This is a genomic window from Pandoraea captiosa (assembly GCF_902459775.1).
Taxonomy (GTDB): Bacteria; Pseudomonadota; Gammaproteobacteria; order Burkholderiales; family Burkholderiaceae; genus Pandoraea; species Pandoraea captiosa.
Genome location: NZ_CABPSQ010000001.1, coordinates 916884 through 940797, shown reverse-complemented (window position 1 = coordinate 940797; position 23914 = coordinate 916884). Strand labels below are relative to the sequence as shown.

General features: G+C 64.0%; 21 protein-coding genes. 12 read left to right on the top strand and 9 right to left on the bottom strand.

Annotated elements, in window-relative coordinates; translation table 11 throughout:
• Nucleotides 1–96: 96 nt before the first annotated feature.
• A complete protein-coding gene (locus PCA31118_RS04025; RefSeq protein ID WP_150623124.1) occupies nucleotides 97–288 on the top strand; it encodes a hypothetical protein in 192 nt (63 codons plus the stop codon).
• Entirely contained in the window at nucleotides 285–1541 is a 1257-nt protein-coding gene (chrA, locus tag PCA31118_RS04020) for a chromate efflux transporter (protein WP_425495313.1), read from the top strand. The genes PCA31118_RS04025 and chrA overlap by 4 nt, the downstream gene beginning before the upstream one ends.
• 20 nt (nucleotides 1542–1561) lie before the next feature.
• Here the strand turns inward: chrA and PCA31118_RS04015 are convergent, their stop codons facing one another.
• On the bottom strand, nucleotides 1562–4225 hold the full coding sequence (locus PCA31118_RS04015; RefSeq protein WP_246190041.1) for a penicillin acylase family protein: 2664 nt from the start codon (nucleotides 4223–4225) through the stop codon (nucleotides 1562–1564).
• 246 nt (nucleotides 4226–4471) lie between these two features.
• Here PCA31118_RS04015 and PCA31118_RS04010 point away from each other — a divergent pair, with 246 nt between their 5' ends.
• Entirely contained in the window at nucleotides 4472–5515 is a 1044-nt protein-coding gene (locus PCA31118_RS04010; RefSeq protein ID WP_150623120.1) for a MerR family transcriptional regulator, read from the top strand.
• 55 nt (nucleotides 5516–5570) lie between these two features.
• On the opposite strand, the gene epsC is transcribed toward PCA31118_RS04010, so the two are convergent.
• Both epsC and pdxR read right to left on the bottom strand, forming a co-directional pair.
• Nucleotides 5571–6512 carry a serine O-acetyltransferase EpsC gene (epsC, locus tag PCA31118_RS04005; protein WP_150623118.1) on the bottom strand — a complete coding sequence of 314 codons (942 nt, stop codon included), beginning with the start codon at nucleotides 6510–6512 and terminating at the stop codon, nucleotides 5571–5573.
• Nucleotides 6513–6667: 155 nt separating this feature from the next.
• Nucleotides 6668–8128 carry a MocR-like pyridoxine biosynthesis transcription factor PdxR gene (gene pdxR, locus PCA31118_RS04000; protein WP_150623116.1) on the bottom strand — a complete coding sequence of 487 codons (1461 nt, stop codon included), beginning with the start codon at nucleotides 8126–8128 and terminating at the stop codon, nucleotides 6668–6670.
• 128 nt (nucleotides 8129–8256) lie between these two features.
• On the opposite strand from pdxR, the gene PCA31118_RS03995 reads away from it, so the two are divergent.
• A complete protein-coding gene (locus PCA31118_RS03995; RefSeq protein ID WP_150623114.1) occupies nucleotides 8257–8688 on the top strand; it encodes a carboxymuconolactone decarboxylase family protein in 432 nt (143 codons plus the stop codon).
• A 67-nt stretch (nucleotides 8689–8755) separates the two neighbouring features.
• Here PCA31118_RS03995 and PCA31118_RS03990 read toward each other — a convergent pair whose 3' ends face one another.
• The gene (locus tag PCA31118_RS03990; RefSeq protein WP_150623112.1) at nucleotides 8756–9718 is read right to left on the bottom strand and encodes a LysR substrate-binding domain-containing protein; all 963 of its coding nucleotides are present in this window, start codon (nucleotides 9716–9718) and stop codon (nucleotides 8756–8758) included.
• 267 nt (nucleotides 9719–9985) lie between these two features.
• On the opposite strand from PCA31118_RS03990, the gene PCA31118_RS03985 reads away from it, so the two are divergent.
• From PCA31118_RS03985 to PCA31118_RS03975, 3 genes are read left to right on the top strand one after another with little or no spacing between them, the layout of a single operon-like run.
• Nucleotides 9986–11404, top strand: a complete 1419-nt coding sequence (locus PCA31118_RS03985; protein ID WP_150623110.1) for a 2-hydroxycarboxylate transporter family protein — start codon at nucleotides 9986–9988, stop codon at nucleotides 11402–11404.
• Between the two features lie 51 nt (nucleotides 11405–11455).
• On the top strand, nucleotides 11456–12643 hold the full coding sequence (locus PCA31118_RS03980; RefSeq protein ID WP_150623108.1) for a CaiB/BaiF CoA transferase family protein: 1188 nt from the start codon (nucleotides 11456–11458) through the stop codon (nucleotides 12641–12643).
• 3 nt (nucleotides 12644–12646) lie between these two features.
• Nucleotides 12647–13471 (top strand): HpcH/HpaI aldolase/citrate lyase family protein, encoded by an 825-nt coding sequence (locus PCA31118_RS03975; protein ID WP_150623106.1) that lies wholly within the window; start codon nucleotides 12647–12649, stop codon nucleotides 13469–13471.
• A gap of 68 nt (nucleotides 13472–13539) precedes the next feature.
• On the opposite strand, the gene PCA31118_RS03970 is transcribed toward PCA31118_RS03975, so the two are convergent.
• Nucleotides 13540–14016 carry a MerR family transcriptional regulator gene (locus PCA31118_RS03970; RefSeq protein ID WP_150623104.1) on the bottom strand — a complete coding sequence of 159 codons (477 nt, stop codon included), beginning with the start codon at nucleotides 14014–14016 and terminating at the stop codon, nucleotides 13540–13542.
• 92 nt (nucleotides 14017–14108) lie between these two features.
• On the opposite strand from PCA31118_RS03970, the gene PCA31118_RS03965 reads away from it, so the two are divergent.
• Complete coding sequence (locus PCA31118_RS03965; protein WP_150623742.1) at nucleotides 14109–15395, top strand: NADH:flavin oxidoreductase/NADH oxidase family protein; 1287 nt, start codon at nucleotides 14109–14111, stop codon at nucleotides 15393–15395.
• Between the two features lie 76 nt (nucleotides 15396–15471).
• On the opposite strand, the gene PCA31118_RS03960 is transcribed toward PCA31118_RS03965, so the two are convergent.
• On the bottom strand, nucleotides 15472–15864 hold the full coding sequence (locus tag PCA31118_RS03960) for a carboxymuconolactone decarboxylase family protein (RefSeq protein ID WP_150623102.1): 393 nt from the start codon (nucleotides 15862–15864) through the stop codon (nucleotides 15472–15474).
• 63 nt (nucleotides 15865–15927) lie between these two features.
• Nucleotides 15928–17541: a methyl-accepting chemotaxis protein gene (locus tag PCA31118_RS27485; protein ID WP_150623100.1), complete on the bottom strand. Its 1614-nt coding sequence runs from the start codon at nucleotides 17539–17541 to the stop codon at nucleotides 15928–15930.
• Nucleotides 17542–18078: 537 nt separating this feature from the next.
• On the opposite strand from PCA31118_RS27485, the gene PCA31118_RS03950 reads away from it, so the two are divergent.
• Nucleotides 18079–19347 carry a phosphatidylserine decarboxylase family protein gene (locus PCA31118_RS03950; protein WP_150623098.1) on the top strand — a complete coding sequence of 423 codons (1269 nt, stop codon included), beginning with the start codon at nucleotides 18079–18081 and terminating at the stop codon, nucleotides 19345–19347.
• The gene (locus PCA31118_RS26950; RefSeq protein ID WP_174990317.1) at nucleotides 19348–19623 is read left to right on the top strand and encodes a hypothetical protein; all 276 of its coding nucleotides are present in this window, start codon (nucleotides 19348–19350) and stop codon (nucleotides 19621–19623) included. It abuts the gene before it with no gap.
• Between the two features lie 139 nt (nucleotides 19624–19762).
• On the opposite strand, the gene PCA31118_RS03945 is transcribed toward PCA31118_RS26950, so the two are convergent.
• A complete protein-coding gene (locus PCA31118_RS03945) occupies nucleotides 19763–20653 on the bottom strand; it encodes a LysR family transcriptional regulator (protein ID WP_150623096.1) in 891 nt (296 codons plus the stop codon).
• Nucleotides 20654–20775: 122 nt separating this feature from the next.
• On the opposite strand from PCA31118_RS03945, the gene PCA31118_RS03940 reads away from it, so the two are divergent.
• Nucleotides 20776–22077 (top strand): aspartate aminotransferase family protein, encoded by a 1302-nt coding sequence (locus PCA31118_RS03940; RefSeq protein WP_150623094.1) that lies wholly within the window; start codon nucleotides 20776–20778, stop codon nucleotides 22075–22077.
• 78 nt (nucleotides 22078–22155) lie between these two features.
• On the opposite strand, the gene PCA31118_RS03935 is transcribed toward PCA31118_RS03940, so the two are convergent.
• The gene (locus tag PCA31118_RS03935) at nucleotides 22156–23016 is read right to left on the bottom strand and encodes an alpha/beta hydrolase (protein ID WP_150623740.1); all 861 of its coding nucleotides are present in this window, start codon (nucleotides 23014–23016) and stop codon (nucleotides 22156–22158) included.
• Nucleotides 23017–23431: 415 nt separating this feature from the next.
• On the opposite strand from PCA31118_RS03935, the gene PCA31118_RS03930 reads away from it, so the two are divergent.
• On the top strand, nucleotides 23432–23848 hold the full coding sequence (locus PCA31118_RS03930; RefSeq protein WP_150623092.1) for a hypothetical protein: 417 nt from the start codon (nucleotides 23432–23434) through the stop codon (nucleotides 23846–23848).
• Nucleotides 23849–23914 lie beyond the last annotated feature (66 nt).

The following is a 23914-nucleotide window of genomic DNA, read 5'->3' as shown; positions in this document are numbered from 1 at the left end:
CGGGGTAAGTCGCTGCGAACGGCCGTCGCGCATATGCCCGTCGAGTCGCCAATCGCAGCCACACGGCGAACGCTAGCGCGGCTGGCAGTCTCATGATTGCTGAAACGAACCGGTGTTTGTGCCAGCGTTGACGGCAACGGCAACGACAACGAGAACGACAACGAGAACGGCGACGAGAACGACGAGGACAACGACGACGGTGCGGCGCGTCGCGTCATGCCCGCGACACCGCTTCGCTGCTATGCTCGACGCATCGTTACCCAGGAAAACGCACGTTGGATCCCTTGAAGACTGATCTCCCGCCTGACGCAGACACTCCCTTTGCGCCGCGCGCCGCACTCGATGTGTTGCGTGCCTTTCTCATCCTCGGTCTGACGAGCTTTGGGGGGCCGATCGCGCATATTGGATATTTCCGCCGCGAGTTCGTGGAAAAGCGTCGTTGGCTCGACGACGCGAGCTTCGTCGATCTGGTCGGGTTGTGTCAGTTCCTGCCGGGGCCAGCGAGTAGTCAGGTCGGCTTTTCGATCGGCTTGCTGCGCGCCGGCTGGCTTGGCGGGCTCGCCGCATGGTGCGGGTTCACGTTGCCGTCGGTGCTTTTGCTTCTCGCGTTTGCTGTAGTTGCGCCACATCTTGGCGGCACCGTCGGCGACGGTATCGTCCATGGCCTGAAGCTGGTAGCGGTCGCCGTGGTGGCGCAGGCTGTTTGGGACATGGCGCGCCGACTCTGCCCCGACACACGTCGCGCCGCTATCGCGCTGGCCTCGGTGGCCGTGCTCGCGTTCACGACCACTGTCTACGCCCAACTCATCGTCATCGTGCTCGGCGCGGCACTAGGATGGGGGCTGTTGCGCGGGGCTGACTCGCCAGGCGTTTCGTCCAACGTCCTGCTTGACACGCCGACGCAAACCGCCCTTCTGCGCTTTCGGATCTCCCGCACGGCCAGCGTCATCGCGCTGGTGCTCTTCTGTGTCCTGCTGGCCGGACTTCCGGCACTTCGGCATCTCACGGATGACCGGGAGGCGGCCATCTTCGACGGCTTCTATCGCGCGGGGGCGCTGGTTTTCGGCGGGGGGCACGTCGTGCTCCCGCTGTTGCAAGCGCAAACCGTGACAACCGGATGGGTGACGTCGACCGACTTCCTTGCGGGCTATGGCGCAGCACAGGCAGTGCCGGGCCCCCTTTTCACGTTCGCGTCGTATCTGGGATGGCTGTCTGCGCGACAGGCAAGTCCGTGGCTGGGTGCCACGCTGGCCACTGTCGGCATCTTCCTTCCCGGCTTGCTGTTGGTCATCGCGGCGTTGCCGCATTGGCAGGCATTGCGAACGCGTACGTCGACCGCCGCCATGCTCGCCGGTGTCAACGCGGCAGTGGTCGGCATTCTGGCGTCGGCCTTGTACTCGCCGGTCTGGACGAGCGCCGTTCGCGGCCAGGCTGACTTTGCCGTGGCCGCGATAGCGTTTGCCTTACTGGTGCGCTGGAAAGCCCCGCCGCTGGCCGTGGTCGCGTTGTGCGCGATCGCCGGTGCGACGGGCCTTGCCTGAGCCGTGAAGCGCCGCCGACGTCACTGCGCTTCGGACAGACGTTCGACGCGCAGACGCTCCACCGATGTCGCCGCCCGATTCACGTCCGCGGGGTCGTGCCACAGCGGCTTGCGCCCAAACGTGGTGTACATCTCCACCTGATCGGCGTAGTGCGGCGAGCGTGTTCCGTCCGGCGCAATAAAACCGCTCTGGCCGGGGGCGACCACGTCAAATGCCGCCACCTTCGCGGCACTGCCCTTCGGACCGAACACGATCAGGTCGTTCTCGGTTCCCCGATTCATGTAGACAGGCGTGCGCACCGCTTCGCCCGCGCTCGCCTGTGGCACACCGAAGAAGTTGTTCGCGCGAAAGGTCAACGGGACGGTCGGTGCGCGCCACTCGGACATGTCCGGGCCGAGCTTCGTCTTCAGTGCTGCAATGGCGTCGTCGAGCGCGGCGAGAATCACGTCGTCCTGATGCTTGCCGTCGAAGATGTCGAATGCGGACGGCACACCCGACTTGTCGCCGCGCAATGCTTCATAGAGCACCTTGCTGCCGTTGGCGATATTGAGCGAGCCGGTGGGGCCGTCTTGCGGCGCGGCGTAGCCGCTTGCCAGGAACCACTTGTCATAGGGCGCCGGCACCACTTGCCCCAGGGTGCGCCTGAGCATGGCGCTCAACCAGGCTTCCATGACTGCCGGGCCTGCCGTGTCGTAGTGGCCCGTGCGCCCGGCGTCGTGACTCAACCCGTTCCACCCCGCCAGTTGCATGGCCAGTTGACGACGTGCGTCGGTAGCGGGCAGATTGGACGTGGCACGCTCGATGAACGGCAGGAAGTGCGTGCGGTTGACGTCCACGGCGCTGGTGTCCTTCAGGATCTGCCACATCTCGTCCACGCCGAGTTTGTCGTGCGCTTCGATTCGTTTGTCGATTTCGACGACACGGTCCGCCCCGCCCCACACGAACGCGAACAAATCGCTCGCCGGGTAGCCCTTCTGCGGCGAATTGTTCCAGTTGGCGATCCAGCCTTGCTTCGGGTTGTAGACCTTCGGATTGGTCGAGAACGGCAACAGCCCTTTCCAGTCCCACTCGCCGGTGCCCGGCACCGGCAGACGCGGATCATGCCCCGGCTGTCTTGCCGGGTATGCGCCAGTGTGAACATAGCCGATGTTGCCGGACACATCGGCGTAGTACCAGTTAATGGTTAGCGCGTGCCGGGCGGCCTGCGCGGTCCATGACTTCCAGTCCTGTGCCTGCGCCTGATGCGTCCACGCGAGCAGCGACTGCACTTCGAGGCCGTCCCATGCGCGCGCCTTGGCGTAGGCGACAGGCCGCTTCGCGTCGCGCTGCATCACCACGCCGTGTACCGTGCGATATACCTCCTGCACGACGGGTTCGGCGCCTTTTACCCGAATGATCTCGACACGCTTTTCCATGTCGCGCCACTGGCCGTTGTGGAAGTAGCGGTTCGGATTGGCCGGGTCCAGCTTTTCGGCGTAAATGTCGATATCGTCCCCGAAACCGGCCGTCGACCCCCACGAGATCTTCCCGTTGTGACCGAACAAAATGCAGGGGTAGCCGAACGGGGTGTTACCGACCAGATCGAAACCGGCGCCGTGCAGGCCGATGCCGTACGTGTACGCCGGTGCGAACCAGCCGAACTGCGGACCATTGAGCATGATGGCGCGGGCATCGCGCGCCTTGCTTTTGCCCACGATCCACATGTTGCTCGTCGTCGGAAATCCGGCCAGCCCCGGTTGTCCGGAGGCCTCGAACTGCGCAAGCATCGTGGCTGCGTTGGCCTCGGTGTCCAGATGCAGCAGCGCGCCGTCGCTGCCGCGCGCGAGCCGGGCAAACATGGGGGCCGGACCATCGTAACGGGCGAGCGGCTGCATCGCAGCGCCGGACGCCGGGCCTACCTTCACCGGGTACGCGCCCTCCGAAGCCGGCACCGTCGACGGTGCGTCCGGATTGGCGATCCACTTCAGTTCGTTGAACAGCGCCATGCCCCTTTGTTCGCCGTACTTGTCCTTGAGTGCGGTGACGAGCGCCAGATTGTCGATCTCGCTGGTGGCGTCCGAGAAGCGATTGGCCATCGTGCCGACGAAGACCATCGCCACATCGAAGGCGTCCCAGTTGACCGGTTGAAAGCCGAAGTCGTTGAATTGCCTGGGCATGCGCTTGTCCGGCTGCGCACGGATCTGCGCGATCCAGGCGTTCATGCCGGCGGCGTAGCCGTCGAGGATATCGCGCTCGCGTTGCGGCAGATCGGCCAGTTGGCGGCGAATCGATGCCGGCCAGTAGTTGCCGCGAATCGACTTGTCGAAGTCGACGAATTTCTCGCCGAGCACCTCGGCGACGGTGCCCTGTGTGCTGCGACGCGCCATCTCCATCTGGAACAGCCGATCCTGAGCGATGGCATAGCCGTAACCGTAGAACAGCGCGTAAGTCGTCGACGCGTAAATGTGCGGCACACCAAATTCGTCGCGCTTGATGGTCACGTCCGTGCGCCCGGGAACGGCGTTTGCGGCGGCGGCCGTCGGGGTCGCGGCCGACGCTTCCGGCACGGCAAGGGTTGCCAAGGGCCCCGTCAACGCCATCGCGAGCAATGAGGCCGCGACGCCTGCCGACATCCGAGGGCTGCTGCGCGTTACGTTGCGCGCGGTTGCATGGACCGAAACACGCGAGCGAGAAGTCAGGGTCATGAATGTCTCCGTAATTGTTATGAGCCAGCGTGTTTTCAGCCAGCGCATTGAAGCCTAACATGACAAAACCGACCGGTCGGTTAATTATTCCGAAAATAAATCGACAGGTGTGGAGCGCTTGCGTAATGTCATTCGATAACGTCGTTCGGTAGTGTCGTTCGCAACGATGATCGAAATGCCGTTGACCTGCCCCCTGGGGTCGACCTCACGATGGCCGCATCCGGTCAACCCACCACGAGGTGAGCAATGAAATCTGCGGCAACACGTCTGAACGCCTCCGACGCGGCACGTCGGCTTGGCGTGTCGAACAAAGCGCTTCGGCTCTATGAGCAACACGGGTTGCTCGCGCCAGGGCGCACATCGGCGGGCTATCGTCTCTACGATGCGAAGGAGATGGCCAGAGCGGCGGAAGTCGTGGCGTTACGGGCCCTGGGCCTTAGCCTCGCGCAGGTGGCGCGCGTGATGAACGGTGAGAATGGCGACAAATCAACGCTGGCGGACGCCCTTGCCGCACACGAGACGGTTCTCGATGCGGAGATTCGGGCACGGCTCCAGCGTTTGGAAACGGTACGGAGTCTGCGCGCCGGGCTGGCCCTCGGCAGAATGCCTGCGGCCGGTGCACTGCCCGATCTCGTCGAACAAGCCTCGCCGAGCGTCTCGTTCGATCTGCCATGGCCGTGGGGTGGCGAGCGGTTCGAAATGCGCGACATCCGCCCCTTGAACTACATCATCGGCGCCTTGGGCAGCGGCAAGACGCGACTGGCGATGCGACTGGCGCAAGCGATGCCCAACGGCACGTTCCTGGGACTGGATCGGCTGGACGCCGGACGCACGACTGCCCTTTCCGTTCCCCCGCTTCGCGCGCTCGACGACGCGCGTTTGCGTGAGCGTGTCGCACAGGCCGAGGCGTGGCTGACGGACGAAGGCGCACAGCCGTCCGACGCGCTCACTGTCCTGCTGAGCGCATTGGAGACCGAGCGCAGCGGTGCGCTGGTGGTCGACATGATTGAACAGGATCTCGGGCAGCCCACGCAGGAAGCCTTGATCCGATATCTGCGTCACCGTGCAAAGGGGCGTCTCCACCCGCTTTTCATGATGACGCGCTCGTCCTCGATTCTCGATCTGAGCGCCATTGGCCCGGACGAAGCCATCATCCTCTGTCCGGCGAATCATGGTCCACCGGTGCGGGTGGCCCCTTACGCGGGTGCGCCCGGTTACGAGGCCGTCGCCACGTGCCTTGCCTCACCCGACGTTCGGGCGCGCATCGCGGTGCCGCCTGCGATGGTGTGACCGGGGACGCTGACGCCCGAGGCGTGCCTGTCACGCGCGCCGGGCCGTTGGCGAACTACGAACGGTCGTTATCGCAACCGGAGACCGGCGGCGAGCCGGCTTCGGTGCGTGAGCGGGCCTGCGTGATGTTGCTGAACGGCGGAACGTCTTGCGTCAGCCACACATTCCCGCCAATGACCGAGCCTTCACCAATGGTGACACGCCCAAGGATCGTCGCGCCCGCGTAGATGACCACGTTGTCTTCCACGATCGGGTGACGCGCAAGCCCTTTGCGCGGGTTGCCGTCATCGTCTGCGGGAAAGCGTTTGGCGCCCAGCGTGACGGCCTGATACACCCGCACGCGCTGGCCGAGAATGGCGGTCTCGCCGATCACGACACCGGTGCCATGGTCGATGAAGAACCCCGCACCGATCTGCGCGCCCGGGTGAATATCGATACCGGTTTCCGAGTGCGCCTGCTCGGCGATGATGCGCGCGAGCAGCGGCAATTCGAGGCGGTACAACTCGTGCGCGATCCGGTGATGGATCATGGCGTGGATGCCCGGATAGCAGATCAGCACTTCGTCGACGCTGCCCGCTGCCGGATCGCCCTGATAGGCCGCGAGCACGTCCTGATCGAGCAAGTCGCGAATTTGCGGCAGTTTGGCGGCGAATTGCTGGATCGCCGAATGAGCGCGTTCGTCGATCAGTGCCGCAGTGATGGCCGCATCATGACGTGCCTTGTAGCGCCATTCGAGACGCGCCTGCTCGGCGAGCCCATTCAGGGCGCTCGTGAGCGTGTGGCCCACGTAGTAATTTTCGCCTTGCTGATGAAGATCGAGCGGCCCGAGCCGCATCGGGAACAGTACACCCTTGAGTTGCACCACGATGTCGGCCAACCGCTCGCGCGAGGGCAGATCGCGGCCACCGGGCTCGAGCAGGCGTCGCTGGCCGTCGCGCCAGCGCAAACGGGCGGCATGCAGTGAAGAAACGATGTCGTCGATGTCGAACGCTGCCACGAGGGGAACTCCTGAAAAGCAATGGGTGCCGACGCGTCTGTCGCCGCCGTCGGCACGGAACTTGGGGGGCGCGCGAGCGCCAATCCTCGAAGAATAGCGGGTTTCGAAAGCACCTGTCCCGAAGTGGTCTTATGAGGGCCTGCGCGTCGGGCACACTAAAGCGTCGCGATGGCCGCCTTCAGACGCTGACTCAATGCCATTGCCGTTGCCTGATCCGGGATGTTGGTAAAGCCCATGAGCAACCCAGATCGCGCAGGCTGCTCGCTGTACCAGCAACTCAAGGCGTGCACCGCCAGTCCTTGCGCGTGCGCCGCGTCCGCGATCGACACGTCGTAGGGTCGTGCGGCATTGAGGGTGGTGTTGGGTCCAGTGTTGTGCTTCAGATAGGCCAGCGTCTGAATGCCGCCGGCTTGTGGCTGAACGTAAAAATCATCGGGAAAGACACGGTCGAGCGCCTCGACGAGCCACTTGCGTCGCTCGGCGTAGAGCGTGCGCATCTTGCGAAGGTGCCGTGCGAAGTGGCCCTGCTCCATGAAATCCGCGACCGTCGCCTGAACGGGAACCGACGCCGGACCGCCCAACTGATCGGCAGCCGCGGCGAAGCGGTCGATGTGCGCGGCGGGTACGACCAGATAGGCCAGACGAAGGCCCGGGAACAGCACCTTGCTGAAGGTTCCCGTGTAAAGCACGCGGTCGTCGTGATCGAGACTCTTGAGCGCGGGCAATGGGCGGCCGTGATAGCGGAACTCGCTGTCGTAGTCGTCCTCCACGATCCACGATTGTTGTCGTGCCGCCCAATCCAGCAGGGTAAGTCGCCGGGGCAGCGATAACGTCGTGCCCATGGGGCTCTGGTGCGTCGGCGTGACGACGGCAAATCGCGCGTTGGGCGCGTGCCGCACGCCGTAGTCCACGTCGAGACCTTCCTCATCGACCGGGATCGAAGCGAGGCGCATGCCGATGCTCGTCAGGAAATGTCGCGCGTACGGATAGCCCGGGTCCTCGAACCAGCCATGCGCGCCCGGCGCAATCAACGTTCGGCATACGAGATCGAGCGCGGCCCGATAGCCGGGCGTCACGAACACCTGTTCCGCCGTGCAGGCGATACCGCGGGAGATGCCGAGATACGTCGCGATGGCATGCCGCAGCGGCAGATAGCCTGCCGGTTCCGGATAGGACAGCGACACGAGGTCCATCATGCGCAAGCGTCGCCCGGCCAGACGCACCCATGTCTTACGGGGGAACGCGTCGAGCGCGGGCAGTCCGAGTTGAAAGGGTCGCGGTGAGCCGCCCGTTGCCATGGCATCGCGATGCGCGCGAGCCCGAGGCGCCGGTGTGGTCGGGGAAGACGGGGTCTCTCCGACATGTTCCAGACGCGGCGACACGAACGTGCCTGCCGCCCCGCGCGGATCGAAATAGCCTTCGCTCGTGAGCATCTGGTACGCGAGCTCGACCGTTCCGCGCGCCAGATTCAGTTCGCTGGCGAGGCTTCGCACCGACGGGACGCGCTCGCCTGCCCTGAGCTTGCCCGTCGCGATGGCGTCTCGGTACCGCCGATAAAGCTGAAGATAGAGCGGTGCGTCGTCGCTCGGGCCGGGCTTCAGATAGGGATGGTCCATCCGCGATGTCCTATTGATTCGATCAATTCTTGCATCTGAACGCTAGGACATGATTCTCGTAAATTGGTGACGTTGCGACAAGCCCCCGCCATTCGCACATTGCATTCATGACTTTCTGGAGAGATTCGATGAGTACGCTTCGTCTATCGTATTGGACGTTGTCCAACGAGGCCTATCAAGGGTTCACGGCAACCAAGAAGGCGCTTGAGAAGAGCCCGCTGGGCAAACCACTGGTGGAACTGGTGTATCTGCGCGTGTCGCAGATCAATGGTTGCGCGTTCTGTTTGGAGATGCATGCGAAGGCGCTTCGCGCCGACGGCATGCCGGATCGCAAGATCGACAGCCTGGCTGGCTGGCGCGTGAGTTCGCATTACAGCGCCCGTGAGCGCGCCGCCCTGGAATGGACGGAGTCCGTGGTCGCCATCGACCGCACGCATGCGCCGGACGAGGATTATGCGCCGCTGCGCGAACACTTTTCAGACGCAGAAATCGCCGACCTCACTTTCGCCATCGCCTTGATGAGCGCATTCAATCGTCTGGCCATCGGGATGCGGCAGTGATCTGACGGTCCGGCGGTCCGACTGCCCGGCGGCCAGTGCAAGGCGCCGTACTCGTCGGCGTCCAACGTCAGACGGGTGCGGCGTCATGAGTTGCGGCACGCAGCGTAATCCCCTTCCAATGCCCGTCCGTCTGCAATTCGCGGATCAGGTCGGCGATGCATTGGCGCACCGCCAGCGTGGCGGAGCCCACGGGCAGTGAATTGGACCAGCACACGCTTGCCGGACGCTGCAGATGCGGAGACACGATACGGCGCGACGGCGGGCGCAAGGCCGGATCGCGCGATGCCAGCGCGGACACCGGCAGGATCGAGCAGGCATCGCCCAATCGCGCAATGTCGATCAACGTCGGCAACGAATCGATGTCCGCCACGATATTGAGCTCCGCATTCGCCGACGCAAAGCTCCGCTCAATAAGCAACCGCAATCCGTTCGACGCGCTCGGCACCACAATCGGCACGTTGGCAAGCACCTCCAGCGCGCACGTCTCGTCGTCCGCATAGATCGCCGGACACACACGATGCCCACCCAGCACGTATAACGCCTCGTCAAACAGCGGCATCACGGAAATGCCCCGCGTCTCGGAATCTCGAAAGAGCATGGCGAGATCCAGACGTCCGTTCGCCAGCAGTTCACCGATGTACCCACTCATGCTCTCGAAGATTTGCAGACGAATGCCCGGGTACTGTTCCCGCACACGCGTGAACAGCGGCACGGCCAGAATCGACGCGATCGTCGTCGGAAACCCCACTGCCACCGGCCCTGCCTCGCTCCCGCCGCCCTCGCGGACCTCCTGACGGATCTGCTCCATCTGACGCAACACCACACGCGCATGGCGATACAACGCCTTTCCCGCCTCGGTCGGTGTCACACCCTGTGCGCTGCGCACGAGCAACTGCGCCTGCAACTCGTCCTCCAGACCACGTAACTGCGCGCTCAACGACGGCTGCGCAATATGCAACCGCTCGGCTGCCTTGGAAACGCTGCCGCTGTCGACGATCGCGACGAAATTTCGAAGTTGTCTGACATCCATGACGCAACGAGGCACCCACCTTCAGCGGTCGATCCGCATCGGTTGGCATCCATCGGGAAGGAGAAAAGCCATAGCGTACCCCTATACAGCACCTGAAGAAACCCGGTTTTTCGACAAGTTTGCGCCGATCATCGGGCATTCCCGCCACCCAAGAACGGTCAGCCATAGTTCATACCTATACCCACATCCGAAATCGGTATTTCCTCCCGCGCGGTTCGCGCGCCTATAGTCCGGTCCATAAACCCATTCCAAGACGGAGACAGCAGGATGCGAGACGGACTCTCTGCCACTGCCGCGCAGGGCGGCAACGGCGCAGCTTCACAAGCAGTGCAACATCACCCGCTGCGCGAGCGCTGGTGGCGATTCATGGACCTGCGCGTCGGCATCGTGCCGTTGCCGGTCCATCTGGTGCTCATTGCCGCCATCGTCACGACAGTGCTCACGACCGGGAAGCTCTCCGCCGAGTTGTCCCCGATCATCGCCCTGCTCGCCGTGTGCAGCTTCACCTGCATGGAAATCGGTCAGCGCATTCCGATCTTCCGAAGCATTGGCGGACCGGTCATTCTCGTGACGTTCCTGCCCTCATGGCTCGTTTTCTCGAACGTGCTGCCGCCGTCCATCGTCACGCCCATCGTTGCGTTCTGGAAGCAAAGCAACTTTCTGTACCTGTTCATCCCCGGCATCATCGTCGGCAGCATTCTGAGCATGGACCGCAAGGTCCTGATCGGCGGGTTCGTCCGCATCTTCGTGCCTCTGGCCATCGGTTCGGTGCTGGCCGGTGTCGTGGGCACCGCGGTTGGCACGTTGCTCGGCATGGGGTGGTTCCACACCGTGTTCTTCGTCGTCATTCCCGTGATGTCCGGCGGACTTGGCGAAGGGGTGATCCCGCTCACCATCGGTTACTCCGAAGTCATGCATCAGGCCGCTGGCGACTTGCTCGCCCAGGCGCTGCCCGCCGTGATGCTCGGCAACGTCTGCGCGATCGTCTTCTCGGGGGTTCTCAACGCCATCGGCAAACGCTATCCCTCGTTGACCGGCAACGGCCAGCTCATGCGCACCGGCAGTGACGATCTCGGCAGCCGCAGTGCCCATGGCCCCCACGACGCTCACGACGCTCACGACGCCCACGATGCCCACGGCCAGGCCGCGAAAGCCATCGACGCCACCGACATTGCCGCCGCCGGCATGATCGCCGTGTGCCTGTACTTCGTCGGCATGCTCGCCCAGAACACGCTCGGCCTGCCGGGCCCGGTGATGATGCTGGTGCTGGCTGTGGCGGCGAAGATCGGTTTCATCTTCTCGCCAAAGCTCGAAGCCGGCGCCGGCGTCGTCTACAAGTTCTTCGCCACGGCCGTGACCTACCCGCTGCTGTTCGCCATCGGTGTCGTGATTACGCCGTGGCAAAAGGTGGTCGCTTCGTTCAACGTGCCGACGTTGGTCACGATCGTCGCCACCGTGCTCACGCTCATGGCAACGGCCTTCGTCGTGGCGCGACGCATGAACATGCATCCGATCGATGCCGCCATTGTCGTCGGCACCCACAGCGGCATGGGCGGTACCGGTGACGTGGCCATCCTCACCGCCGCCAACCGCATGCGACTCATGCCGTTCGCGCAAATCGCCACGCGTATCGGCGGCGCCATCACGATTACGCTGAGCCTCATCGTGCTCGCCCGGATCGTCTGATCTGGCCACGACTCGCTCACTTTGCCCATTGTTTTCTCGGAGATTTCTGTCATGAGGCCCCTGGACGGCATCAAGGTCATCGCGCTGGAACACGCCATTGCGGCACCGTTCTGCACCCGTCAACTCGCCGATCTCGGCGCACGGGTGATCAAGATCGAGCGCCCCGGCACCGGCGACTTTGCCCGTGCATATGACGCCCGCGTGAACGGCATGTCCTCCCATTTCGTGTGGACGAACCGCTCCAAGGAAAGCCTGACGCTCGACCTGAAGCAGGAAGCCGCGCAGTCCGTGCTTCACGATCTGCTCGCCGACGCCGATGTGCTGGTGCAGAACCTCGCCCCCGGCGCAGCGGACCGTCTCGGCCTGAGCTACGACGCCCTGTGCGCGCGCTATCCGCGCATCATCGTGTGCGGTATTTCGGGATATGGTCCGGACGGTCCGTACCGCGACAAGAAGGCTTATGACCTGCTGATCCAGAGCGAGTCGGGCTTTCTTTCGGTGACGGGTTCGCCCGAGGCGTCGGCCAAGGCCGGCTGTTCGATCGCGGACATCGCCGCCGGCATGTACGCCTACACCAACATCCTCTCGGCGCTGATCCAGCGCGGCAAGACCGGCAAGGGCTCGCGTATCGACATCTCGATGCTCGAATGCATGGTCGAGTGGATGGGCTTCCCGCTGTACTACGCGGTAGACGACCAGACACCGCCGCCGCGCGCGGGCGCCGCGCACGCCACCATCTTCCCGTATGGCCCGTTCGAGACCGGCGACGGCAAGACCGTCATGCTGGGGCTGCAAAACGAGCGGGAATGGAAAACGTTCTGCGAGAAGGTGCTGGAGCAGCCGTCGCTGGCCGAGGATCGCCGTTTCGCTTCGAACCCGCAACGCCTGGAGAACCGCGATGCCCTGCGCGCCATCATTCGCGACGTCTTCATGCACCTGAGCGCACCGCAACTGGTCGATCGCCTCGATGCCGTCGGCATTGCCAACGCCAACCTCAACGAAATGGGCGATGTGTGGGGGCATGCCCAGCTTGCCGCACGTCGGCGCTGGGCGGAGGTCGCAACGCCGAACGGCACGGTCAAGGCCCCGATTCCCCCCGGTATGCCGAGCGCGAGTGCGGCGTTCACGCCGCGCATGGATCCGATCCCTGCCCTGGGCGAGCACACCGACGCCATCCTCACCGAACTCGGGCGCACCCCGGCCCAAATCGACGCGCTGCATGCGGCGCAGGCGGTGTAATCCATGTCATCCCACCCCATCGTTCGCAGTTGGCTCTTCGTACCGGGCAATCGCCCGGAACGTTTCGACAAGGCGTGTGCCTCGGGCGCCGACGCCGTCATTCTCGATCTCGAAGATGCCGTTGCGCCTGCCGACAAGCTAACGGCCCGCGCTCAGGTCGCCGCGTGGATCGAGGCGTCGGGCGAGGCGATCTCGACGCCCGTGTACGTTCGGATCAACGCCGCATCGACCGCGTGGTTCGAGGAAGATGTCAGCGCACTGGCCGGATTGCCGAAGCTCAGTGGACTCGTCGTGCCCAAAACGGAAGCGGCGGCAACGCTCGTTCAGGCCGCGAAGGGTGCTTCGCCGACATTGCAGCTCGTGCCGTTGATCGAAACTGCCAAGGCGTTCGCGGCACTGGGCGAGATCGCTGCGGCGCCGCGCGTGGCGCGCCTGATGTTCGGCACCATCGACTTTCAGCTCGACATCGGGATCGAGGGCGATGCGGATGAACTGCTGTACTTCCGGTTGCAACTCACGCTCGCCTCGCGCGTCGCCGGTATCGCCGCGCCCATCGACGGGGTGACGACGGCGCTCGACGATGCCGCACTCATCGAAGCCTCGGCGCGCCGCGCTCGTGCGCTCGGCTTTCGCGGCAAGCTCTGCATCCATCCCCGACAGGTGGCGCCGGTTCACGCGGCGTTCGCCTGGCGTGACGACGAAATCGCGTGGGCGGAGCGTGTGATCGCGGCGGCCGACGCCAGTGGCGGGGCCGCCGTCGCGCTGGACGGCAAGATGATCGACGCGCCCGTAATCGCCAAGGCGAGGGAGATCCTTGCGAGCCGCTGACGATTAGCGATGTTGGCGGACGATGTTGGCGGGAACGGCGCCTGGTGAATGTCTCCAGGCGAAGGTCTTCAAGCGGACTTCCTTGCCGGGGCGCACACAGGCATCTCGGGGGTGGACGGCGACGCGCTGTCTTCACCGTCTTCACCGCCCCGCACGCACGCGAGCACGCGCTGCGACGCTGCCTCGCAATCTTCGCCCTCCTGGCGATGTTCGATGGCATCGATCAGCGCGATCAGGCTACGTTTCGATGCCGCCAGATTTCGCTCCAAGGCGTCGATTTCCCCGACCTTCCGACGCAGTACCTCAAGCAGTTTGTCGTGCGGCCATGCCTTGAGATCCGGCGGCAGGATGGTGCGGATTTCATCGAGCGAAAATCCGGCGTTCTGGGCTCTGCGGATCAATCCCAGCCGCGTCAGCGCGTCGTCGTCGTAGTCCCGATATCCATTGGATTGCCGCTGCGCGTTCGGCAGCAATCCCTGCGCCTCGTAAAAGCGGATACGCGACGCCGCCACCCCGCTCGCCTGCGCCAACTCACCGATCTTCATCTTTCCGCTCCCGCCACTTGACATTAAAGTGAACTTTAAGGTTATGGTCCTGCTATCGTCAACGGAAGAATCGAGGCAAGAACATGACCTCCATGCCCCCCAGCCCCTCCACCCCCGCCGCCGTTCTCACCCTCCCACAGGCAACAACCCTCTTCACACCGCTCACGCTGCCCAACGGCGCGTCGATCCCCAACCGCATTGCCAAGGCGGCGATGGAGGAGAACATGGCCGACGCCGATCACGCGCCGTCGGACGAGCTCATTCGCCTGTATGACGCCTGGGCACGGGGCGGTGCCGGGTTGATCATCACGGGCAACGTCATGATCGATGCCCGGGCGATGACGGGACCCGGCGGGGTTGTCCTTGAAGACGCCGAGCACTTGCCCCGCTTCCGCCAATGGGCGCAAACCGCCCGGCAAAACGGTGCGCAGGTCTGGATGCAACTGAATCACCCGGGACGCCAGATGCTCTCGGCGCTGGGGCAACAGACCGTTGCCCCGTCGGCGGTCGCCCTCGACCTCGGCAAGCTCTCCAAGAGATTCGCCGTACCGCGTGAGATGACCGAGGCAGACATTGCCGATGTCGTCGAGCGGTTCGCACGCAGCGCCAGGCTGGCAGAGCAAAGCGGATTCACCGGTGTCGAGGTCCATGCTGCGCACGGGTATCTGCTCAGCCAGTTCCTGTCGCCGTTGACGAACCAGCGAGGCGATCGCTGGGGCGGCAGTCTCGAGAATCGTGCGCGGTTGTTGCTGGACGTTGTGCGTGCGGTGCGCGGCGTGGTCGCGTCGGACTTTGCCGTTGCGGTAAAGCTGAACTCGGCCGACTTCCAGCGCGGCGGCTTCGGGCCGGACGATGCCCGTCGCGTCGTCGAAATGCTCGGCTCACTCGGCGTCGACCTCGTCGAGCTTTCCGGCGGGAGTTACGAAGCGCCCGCCATGCAGGGAGAAGCGCGTGACGGACGAACGCTGGCGCGCGAGGCGTACTTTCTGGAATTCGCGCGTGAGACGGTCGCCGTGGCGCGCATGCCACTGATGGTGACCGGCGGCATTCGTCGGCGTGCGGTGGCCGAGGAGGTGGTGGCAAGCGGCACGGCGATGGTCGGAATGGCCACCGCGCTTTCCATCGAACCCGGCCTGCCGAATCAATGGAGGACGGGGCAGACGTCAGCCCCGAAGCTCAGGCCGATTCAGTGGAAAAACAAAGCCTTGGGATCGTTGGCCAACATGGCCGTCGTGAAGTTTCAGCTCAAGCGCCTGAGCGCCGGGCGCGCGACCGACCCCGAGGTGTCGCCCCTGCGTGCGCTCATCGCCCAGCAGTTGGGAGCGGCGTGCCAGACGCGACGGTATCGTCAATGGATGGCCCGCAGCGTCCCGCAATAGCGCGCAATAGCTCAATAACGGGCAATAACGCGGCACGTGCAGGCGTGCAGACATCGATCTCGCTTGTTCCCCCACTTTATTCGAAAGCGGGATCGATCGGCACACGGTACCCGACGGCGAGCCGATTGGTCTCGTTGGCCATACCGACGACGGCCAGCAATTCGCCGAACATTTCGTCCGTCATCCCGGCCCGACGCGCGCCTGCCGTATGACTCGCTACGCAGTATCCGCAGTTGTTGGTGACACTGACGGCCACGTAGATCATCTCCTTCACGAGGGGATCGAGCGCTCCCGCAGACATGATGTCCTTGAGACTGCCCCACGTGCGCTCGAGGGTCGGCGGATGCTGGGCAATGTATTTCCAGAAGTTGTTGACGTCCGGGACGCCGCGAGTCGCCTTGATGTCATCGAAGACGGCTTTGACTTCAGGCGAGGCGGCGGCGTATTCGACAGGCGTTTGCTGGCTCATGAGAGAAATGCGCCGTAGCGGCGTTCGTGGAAAGTGAGACCGTAGGTTACAAGCTTTCGCCGCTCAGGAGGTCACCGCGTGCAACCGGGCGCGGGCCACTCCGGCGGTGCCGGCCATCGATCCCGCGTCTTCCTCCCCCTGTGTCAGACGAAACACCGCGACGGCGGCCTTGAGCGACTCGGCCTGTTCCGCGAGCGACTGCGCGGCGGCCGACGCCTGTTCGACCAATGCGGCGTTTTGCTGGGTGACCTCGTCCATTTGCGTCACCGCGCGTGCTACCTGATCGATGCCCGCCGTCTGCTCTTCGGACGCCGCCGAGATTTCCGCCATGATGTCCGTCACGCGTTGCACGCTGGCGGCGATGGTGTGCATCGCGGCGCCCGCCTCACCCACGATCCGGCTTCCTGCCGCCGAACGCTCGGCGGACGATTCGATAAGCGTCTTGATGTCGCGCGCCGCGCTGGCCGAGCGCTGCGCCAGCGTGCGGACTTCGCCGGCGACAACGGCGAAACCACGCCCCTGCTCGCCCGCCCTCGCGGCTTCCACCGCCGCATTGAGCGCCAGAATGTTGGTCTGAAATGCAATCCCGTCGATGAGCGCGATGATGTCGCGAATCTTGGCAGAGCCGGCATCGATGGCCCGCATCGTGTCCGTCACTTCGCTCATGGCCGCATCGCCAGCCCCCGTCTGCTCGCTCGCCTCGCGGGCCAACTGGTTCGCGGCACGCGCGTGCTCCATGTTCTGCCGCACCGTGCTCGTCAGTTCCTCCATGCTTGCCGCCGTTTCTTCGAGCGAGGCCGCCTGTTGTTCGGTCCGGGCCGACAGGTCGAGGTTGCCCGCCGCGATCTCGCGCGCGCTGGCGGCAATGGCTTCGCCGCTCTTTCGTACCTTGGCTACCGTGTCGTTGAGCTGCGCCTTCATGTTGCCGAGCGCGCCCAGCAGGCGCCCCATCTCGTCACTCGACGTGACGTGCACCGGGCGTTGCAGATCGCCTCCGGCCATTTCCTCGAAGTGTTCGAGGACATCGTCGAGCGGACGCGTAATCGCGCGGTTGAGCGAGCGCGCGGTGAGAATAGCAGCGACGATCGCAAAGCCGATCGCGCATAACGTCAGCGCGAACAACCGGTCGTAGGTCGCCACGGCCGAATCGAAGCTCGATCTGGCGCGCGTGTCGTAGAGCGTCTTGAGCGCGTCGTTGGCGTTGACGTACGACGTGTAGCGCTTGCCGAGCACGGCGGCCTGCGCGTAGTACACGTCGGTCTGCCCGGCAGCAATGCTGTTCTGGGTGGACGTGAACGCATCCTTGAGCGCCTGGCGCGCCGCCGTCACCTGTGCCGCGAGACGCTGCTCCTCGCCGTCAGACGGCAGCGCCAGATACGCCTGCCACGCCTTCGCCGATTCGCCCCAGTATTCGGTGCCCTTCCTGACGTCGGCGGACTTCACGTCTTCACTCGGCGCCTGCGGCGCACGCAGCACCACGGCCCGTGCGCGACCGATGTGAATCTCCGACTCGCCGAGCAAGCGGGTGCTGGCGAGTTCCTTGTCGTATACCTCGCGCAAACTCCCCACAGTATCTCTCAGGCCGAGCAGCGCAAGGCCCCCGATGATCAGCACCAGGGCTGCCAGACCGGCCACGGCCATACGCAGTCGCCAACGAATCGTCCAATTTTTCAACATTTGCGCTTCCGCCTTTCTTTCCTGTTCGTGGCCGCCGACAGCGGCAGCCACCTTACGTCACCCGGCACGATACACGTTCCGGTGCGACAGTATTAGCGGCTCCAACGGCGTGAACGCAAAAAACTTGAGACGGGACGTCCGACACGGCGTTTGTTCCGGTAATTGCCCGCAATATCGGCGGATATCGGCGACGACTGCGTCACATTGGTGCGGGATTAGCGTCCGTCAGCCGCCATTCGAAGGGCGGACGAAATGCGATGAAATGCGATGAAAGGCGATAAACCGGGCGCGGCGACCGGCCATGACCATCGCCACCGTCGCGACTGTCCGGTTGTGGCGAAAACTACATCGCTTTGTACGAAATGCACCCGCTGCGGCCGACATACGACATCGTGCACGCCACGACCAACCGCCGTAGCAGACCGACGCAACCGGCCGACGCAACCGGCCGACGCCACAGGCGAACGTCGCGCGCACGGAATTTGCATGGAGACGGACTTCGGACCCACGTCCTTACCCGAGAGGATCGTCAACGTCATGACGTCAGCCGCCCGTTCTGCTTCGCGTGCCGCTGCCACGCCGTCGTCCCGTCGTCGCCTTGGCGCATGGATCACCGAAAACGAAACGGCCATCGCCGATCTTCGCGCCGAGTTCGTTCGACACGCCCGCCATCGCAGCATGACAGAGCCATTGAGTCCGGCCGTCGGTCGCCTGCGGGCCTGCATCATGGACGACCCGGTACGCCGCATGGATCTGAACCGGGCCATCGTGCAAGCGCTGGACGACGGGCATCGACTCGGATTCACGGATATCGACACGCTCATCCAGGCCCTCGATTTCGTCGTGACCACCGCGCCGGCGTTCGACAACAAGAGCCTGATCGTGTGTCCGGTCAACGCGCTGCTCGACTGGCTGATGTGCATGCCGTCGGGCTACGCGTTCTTTCGCGACCCGGAATTCAACCGGTGCATGCGCGACGTGCTCACGCAGTGGTGCCAATTCCTGAGCAGTCCCGAGTCGCGCACTTTTCTCAACACGCGCGCGCCCGACGGGTGGTTAAGCGCCGCCGCACAGGAACGCCTGAAGCTCCACGAGTTCGACGTCGATCTGTCACAGCCGTTTGGTGGCTTCGACTCATGGAACGCCTTCTTCACCCGACGCTTCAAGCCGGACGCCCGCCCCGTCGCCGCGCCGGACGACACGCGCGTCATCGTAAATGCCTGCGAGAGCACGCCTCACCACGTCCGGCGCGACGTACGCATGCGCGACAGCTTCTGGATCAAGGCGCAGCCCTACTCGCTGATCGACATGTTCGGTGCGTCGCACAAGGCGTTGGCGGCGCCCTTCGCGGGGGGGCTCGTGTATCAGGCGTATCTGAGCGCATACGATTACCACCGCTGGCACGCGCCCATCGACGGGACGATCGTCGCGGCGTACCGGCTGCCCGGCACGTACTTTTCGGAAACGGAATCGGAGGGAGACGATCAGGCGGGGCTCAACGACTCGCAAGGCTATCTGACGGCAACCGCGACGCGCGCCGTCGTCGTCATCCGGGCGGACGACCCCGCCATCGGCACGCTGGGGTGCCTGTTCGTCGGAATGGGAGACGTGTCCTCCTGCGTGCTTCAGGTGGAGCGGGAGCGCCGCGTGAAAAAGGGCGATCCGCTGGGACACTTTCAATATGGCGGCTCGACGTACTGTCTGGTGTTCGAGCCGGGGGTGGTGCAGTCGCTGATGGTCGATGAAGCCCGGTTGCCCGGCGAAAAACCCGTCAAGGTCAACGCGGCCATTGCGACGATCGGATGATTGCCGCAAACGCGCGGGTCGCCGGGCGAATCATCCGAGCCGGGTCCGCCCGACGCCCGGCGTCCGACGGACCTGCCACGCTTACAGCGCGCGCTTGACGGTGCGCGCAGCCCCGGAAATATCCTGCCCGACGCCATCGACGGTATTGCAGCCCGCCAGCGCGAACAACGAACCGACTACCAGAAAAAACGCCACGAAACGCGCCAACATATCGACCTCGATACAAAAAAGCTGAATAACCCCGGGTTTGCGGCCATTGTTGCCCCCAAAGCCTGAAACCCGAATTCTTGTGGATGACGCTCCACCGACGCGCAGGCACGCAACCGTGCGCCGTGAAGCAACGCGCAATTGTGCTTCAATTTCTCTCCGACGGGAACGACAGCGTACATCCGGCTTGCCAGCCCCGTCCTGCGTCCTAGATCACCGCCAACGTCTGCCGGATTTGCTCGGCGAATGCCGTGCACAGGTGGGCAGGACGGGCGCGATCGAACTTTACCGTAATTCCGACGGACGGCAACGTCGGCAAGGTATCACCTGTAACAATGCGTAAATCCGCCGGCACCGCCGTTTGCGTCATCACGGCGAACGCCTGACCGGAACGCGCCAGAGCCGTAAGTCCGGCGAGATTGCTGCTCGCGTACGCAATCCGATAGGCGCGTCCCGCTTTCGCCAACGCCTCGCATGCGGCGATGTGGTCCAGCGTATCGGGGTCCGAGAGCGCGAGCGGCAAGGGTTCGTCAGCGTCGGACAACAGGGCGTCGAGCCCAGGATTTCCGATCCACACCAGCGGCTCGCGCCGGATCACGCTGCGCTCGTCCACCCCTTCCGGCACAGAGATCAGCGCAAGGTCAATGGCGTGCCGCGAGAGTTGTTCAAGCAGGCGTGGCGTCGGTTCGCAAATGACCTCCACCAGCGCTTGCGGGTGCACCACGGCGAATTCGCGCAGCAGATGGGGGAGAAACGCCGCCGCATAATCGTCCGGGCAGCCGAACCGGATCGTTCCGGCGAGGCCTCGTCCCGACATGTCGGCCATGGCTTCATCGTGCGCACGCAGTATGCGCTGCGCGTGTCCGAGCAGACGCTCGCCCGGCCCGGTCAGCACCACCCCGCGCCCGGTGCGCTGGAGCAGTGGCTGATCCACGATCTCTTCCAGGCGCTTCATCTGCTGGCTCAGCGCCGATTGCGTTCGCGCAATGTGCTGCGCTGCCCGACTTAACGACCCCGCCTGCGCGATCGCCACGAACGAGCGCAGCAAATCGATTTCCAGAGACAAGCCCAAGATATTAGCTCCGCTTCTATCTTTCATTAGCACTATTCGCTTCTATGAAATCAGAGCGCTGCTTAGACTGCAAGCGGTAGTTGTTCTGCCTTCTTTTTTTGCGTCCTTTCGCGTCCCTTCATTCCTGCCCGACCTCTGGAGATTCGCCTGTGTCCAAGAACCAAGACGCCGACTTCTGGCGCAACGCCCATCAGCATCTGATCCGCTACGGCGGCACCTTCGAGCCGATGATCGTCGAGCGGGCGCAAGGCAGCTTCGTTTATGACGCCGACGGACGCGCGATTCTCGATTTCACCTCAGGTCAGATGAGCGCGGTGCTCGGGCACTGCCATCCCGAGATCGTCTCCGTCGTGACCGAATCCATCGGCAAGCTCGATCATCTCTTCAGCGGCATGCTCTCGCGCCCTGTCGTGGATCTCGCGACGCGTCTGGCCGAAGTCACGCCCGACGGGCTGGACCGGGTGATGTTGCTGAGTACGGGGGCCGAGTCGAACGAAGCGGCCATCCGGATGGCCAAGCTGGTCACAGGCAAGTACGAGATCGTCGGCTTCGCGCAGTCGTGGCACGGCATGACCGGCGCTGCAGCGTCCGCAACGTACAGCGCCGGACGCAAAGGCGTTGGCCCGGCCTGCGTCGGGTCCTTCGCCATTCCCGCCCCGTTCACGTACCGCCCCCGTTTCGGCCCCGCCGATCAGTACGACTATCTGGCGGAACTGGACTACGCGTTCGATCTGATCGACCGACAGTCGAGCGGCAATCTGGCCGCGTTCATTGCCGAGCCGATTCTCAGCTCCGGCGGCATCATCGAACTGCCGCCCGGGTACCTCGCTGCGCTCAAGCGCAAATGCGAGGAGCGCGGCATGCTGCTGATTCTGGATGAAGCGCAGACGGGCATCGGACGCACGGGCACCATGTTCGCGTTCGAGCGCGACGGTGTGACGCCGGACATCCTCACGCTGTCGAAAACACTCGGTGCGGGGCTCCCGCTGGCCGCCATCGTCACGTCGGCGCAGATCGAGGAGCGCGCGCACGAACGCGGCTACCTTTTCTACACCACACACGTTTCCGATCCGCTGCCCGCCGCCGTCGGCCTGCGGGTGCTGGATGTCGTCGCGCGCGACAACCTCGTTGCGCGCGCGAACGTGATGGGCGAGCGTCTGCGCAATGGCCTGCTGGGGCTGATGGAGCGCTTCGAATGCGTGGGGGACGTGCGTGGGCGCGGGTTGCTGCTCGGCATGGAGATCGTGACCGACCGTCGCACAAAAGCGCCTGCGGAGGGGCTCGGTGCCCGGATCACGCGCGAATGCATGAACCTCGGCCTGAGCATGAACATCGTGCAGCTGCCCGGCATGGGCGGTGTGTTCCGCATCGCACCGCCGCTCACCGTCAGCGAGTCGGAAATCGATCTGGGCCTGTCATTGCTCGGACAGGCCATCGAGCGTTCGCTGTAGTTGCCACCCGGCCCCGCGAAAGCCCTTGTCGGCGATCGCGGGGCCGCACGGGCGCCGCCAGTGGTGGCCTAGCGAACGTCAGTCGTTTCGCTGCGGGCGCTGAACGTCGCGGAAGATGTACTTCAGCGCATCAGCGAGCGTGCTGGACCAGACCGACCACTCATGCTTGCCGTCGACGATGCGCAACTCGGCAGGTTGCTTGTTCGCACGCAGCAACTCGTAGAAGCGCGTCGCTTCCATTTCGATGTTGAAATCGTCGTCGTCGCCCGAATTGATGTACATCGGCACCTTGATGCCCTTTTTCAGGAACTCGTCGAAGTAAGCCGGATAGTTGTTCTGCTGCCAGACACGTGCGCTGTACTCGCCGTTGGTATTCGGCTCCGCAAACACCTTCACGAAACGGGCCGATGAATCCCTGGGCGGCTCCGGGTTGTAGATGGCCGGACTGAGCAGCGCCGCTGCCTTGAACTTCTCCGGATACTTGAGCGCGTAGCGCATCGCACCGTAGCCTCCCATCGACAAACCGCCGATCAGACGACCGTCGCGAGTCTTGATCGTGCGATACGTTTTCTCGACGTGCGGGACCAGTTCGCTGAAGAACGCGGTCTCCATGCGTTCCTTCAGGTCGACGTACCAATTGGTATTGGCGTCGGGCATGATCACGATGGCGGGCGGAATGTCGCCGTGGCCGATCAGCTTGTCCATGGTCGACTGCATATGTCCCTTGACCACCCAGTCGTTCTTCACGCCGTCATTGCCATGCAGCAGATACAGCACCGGATAGGTGGTCTTGCCGCTGGTTTCGTATCCCGTCGGGAGATACACGTTGTAGGTCAGCGGGCGCGACAGGTTCTTGCTGTAAACCTCGCTCGACACCACCTCGCTCGCGTGGGCGGGCGCGCCGGCCAGCGCGACCGCCGCCATCACGCCCGCTGCCATCCCCCCTGCTACCAGCTTCGGCACCTGCCGGGTCAGACCCATACCGTATTGACGGAACATTTCGAACACATACCCTCCTGATGAAATCATTGTCTTGTTATCCGTACCATCCGCGGCAAGCAAAGCGGCAAACCGGCGGACGCGAAAGATTAACATCTGAAGTGTCTATACGGTGCAACCAATATCAGGGGTCAGAACAAAAGAACGGCATGACCGGCGCCGCGTTCAGCGCAGTCCCCCAATGCGCGCAACGGCGTCGCACGGGCGTTGCGGTACCCCTACGAAATCCAATGGCTTATCGTGGTCGGACGTGCCCCATGGCGGACATCGCGCTACCATGTCGAACGCCGTCGCCGCGCCGCACGATTCCTCCGACCCATGGCGATGACGGCACCACGCCAATCCCATCATCCCCATGAGCGATCTTCCTTACCTCGACCCCGCTGCCTTCCGCGCCCTTGCCGTGTCCGCCGGCACCCTGTCCACCGAATGCCAATGCACGAAGACCCCGCTCGACGGCTGGGCGACGCTGCCCAACTCGATGCCCGACGCGCAACTGGAAGTCATCGGCACGTTGCTCGATCCGCAGGAAATCCAGGCCGGGCGGGAACCGACCTTCGTCGAATATCACCCGAACGGCACGTCTTACTGGCATGCCGACGCGCCTATCGCGCCGCGCTACTTTCCGTACAACCGCGCGAACGTATGCCGGTGCCGGGAATGCGAGCGCCTCTACCTTCGCTATCAGGAAGGCGGCGGCTACTTCGTCGATCAACGAATCCGGCAGGTGAACCCGGCGCTGATCGTCGACGCAACGCCGGATCCGGCGTGACGCATGTCTGGCTCGCGCCGAAAAAATTGTTGTCTTCCGTTTTCATTCGTTTTCGTTTGTTCGCGT

Bases quoted from the DNA above. Each gene is read 5' to 3' on its own strand.
- PCA31118_RS27485 (WP_150623100.1), bottom strand. From the start codon at position 17,541: ATGTTGAAAAATTGGACGATTCGTTGGCGACTGCGTATGGCCGTGGCC.
- PCA31118_RS03965 (WP_150623742.1), top strand. From the start codon at position 14,109: ATGCCCCCCAGCCCCTCCACCCCCGCCGCCGTTCTCACCCTCCCACAG.
- pdxR (WP_150623116.1), bottom strand. From the start codon at position 8,128: ATGGACCATCCCTATCTGAAGCCCGGCCCGAGCGACGACGCACCGCTC.
- PCA31118_RS03970 (WP_150623104.1), bottom strand. From the start codon at position 14,016: ATGAAGATCGGTGAGTTGGCGCAGGCGAGCGGGGTGGCGGCGTCGCGT.
- PCA31118_RS03945 (WP_150623096.1), bottom strand. From the start codon at position 20,653: ATGAAAGATAGAAGCGGAGCTAATATCTTGGGCTTGTCTCTGGAAATC.
- PCA31118_RS03950 (WP_150623098.1), top strand. From the start codon at position 18,079: ATGACGTCAGCCGCCCGTTCTGCTTCGCGTGCCGCTGCCACGCCGTCG.
- PCA31118_RS03975 (WP_150623106.1), top strand. From the start codon at position 12,647: ATGTCATCCCACCCCATCGTTCGCAGTTGGCTCTTCGTACCGGGCAAT.
- PCA31118_RS03990 (WP_150623112.1), bottom strand. From the start codon at position 9,718: ATGGATGTCAGACAACTTCGAAATTTCGTCGCGATCGTCGACAGCGGC.
- PCA31118_RS03935 (WP_150623740.1), bottom strand. From the start codon at position 23,016: ATGGCAGCGGGCGTGATGGCGGCGGTCGCGCTGGCCGGCGCGCCCGCC.
- PCA31118_RS03980 (WP_150623108.1), top strand. From the start codon at position 11,456: ATGAGGCCCCTGGACGGCATCAAGGTCATCGCGCTGGAACACGCCATT.
- PCA31118_RS03930 (WP_150623092.1), top strand. From the start codon at position 23,432: ATGAGCGATCTTCCTTACCTCGACCCCGCTGCCTTCCGCGCCCTTGCC.
- PCA31118_RS04015 (WP_246190041.1), bottom strand. From the start codon at position 4,225: ATGACCCTGACTTCTCGCTCGCGTGTTTCGGTCCATGCAACCGCGCGC.
- PCA31118_RS03960 (WP_150623102.1), bottom strand. From the start codon at position 15,864: ATGAGCCAGCAAACGCCTGTCGAATACGCCGCCGCCTCGCCTGAAGTC.
- PCA31118_RS04010 (WP_150623120.1), top strand. From the start codon at position 4,472: ATGAAATCTGCGGCAACACGTCTGAACGCCTCCGACGCGGCACGTCGG.
- PCA31118_RS03985 (WP_150623110.1), top strand. From the start codon at position 9,986: ATGCGAGACGGACTCTCTGCCACTGCCGCGCAGGGCGGCAACGGCGCA.
- PCA31118_RS03995 (WP_150623114.1), top strand. From the start codon at position 8,257: ATGAGTACGCTTCGTCTATCGTATTGGACGTTGTCCAACGAGGCCTAT.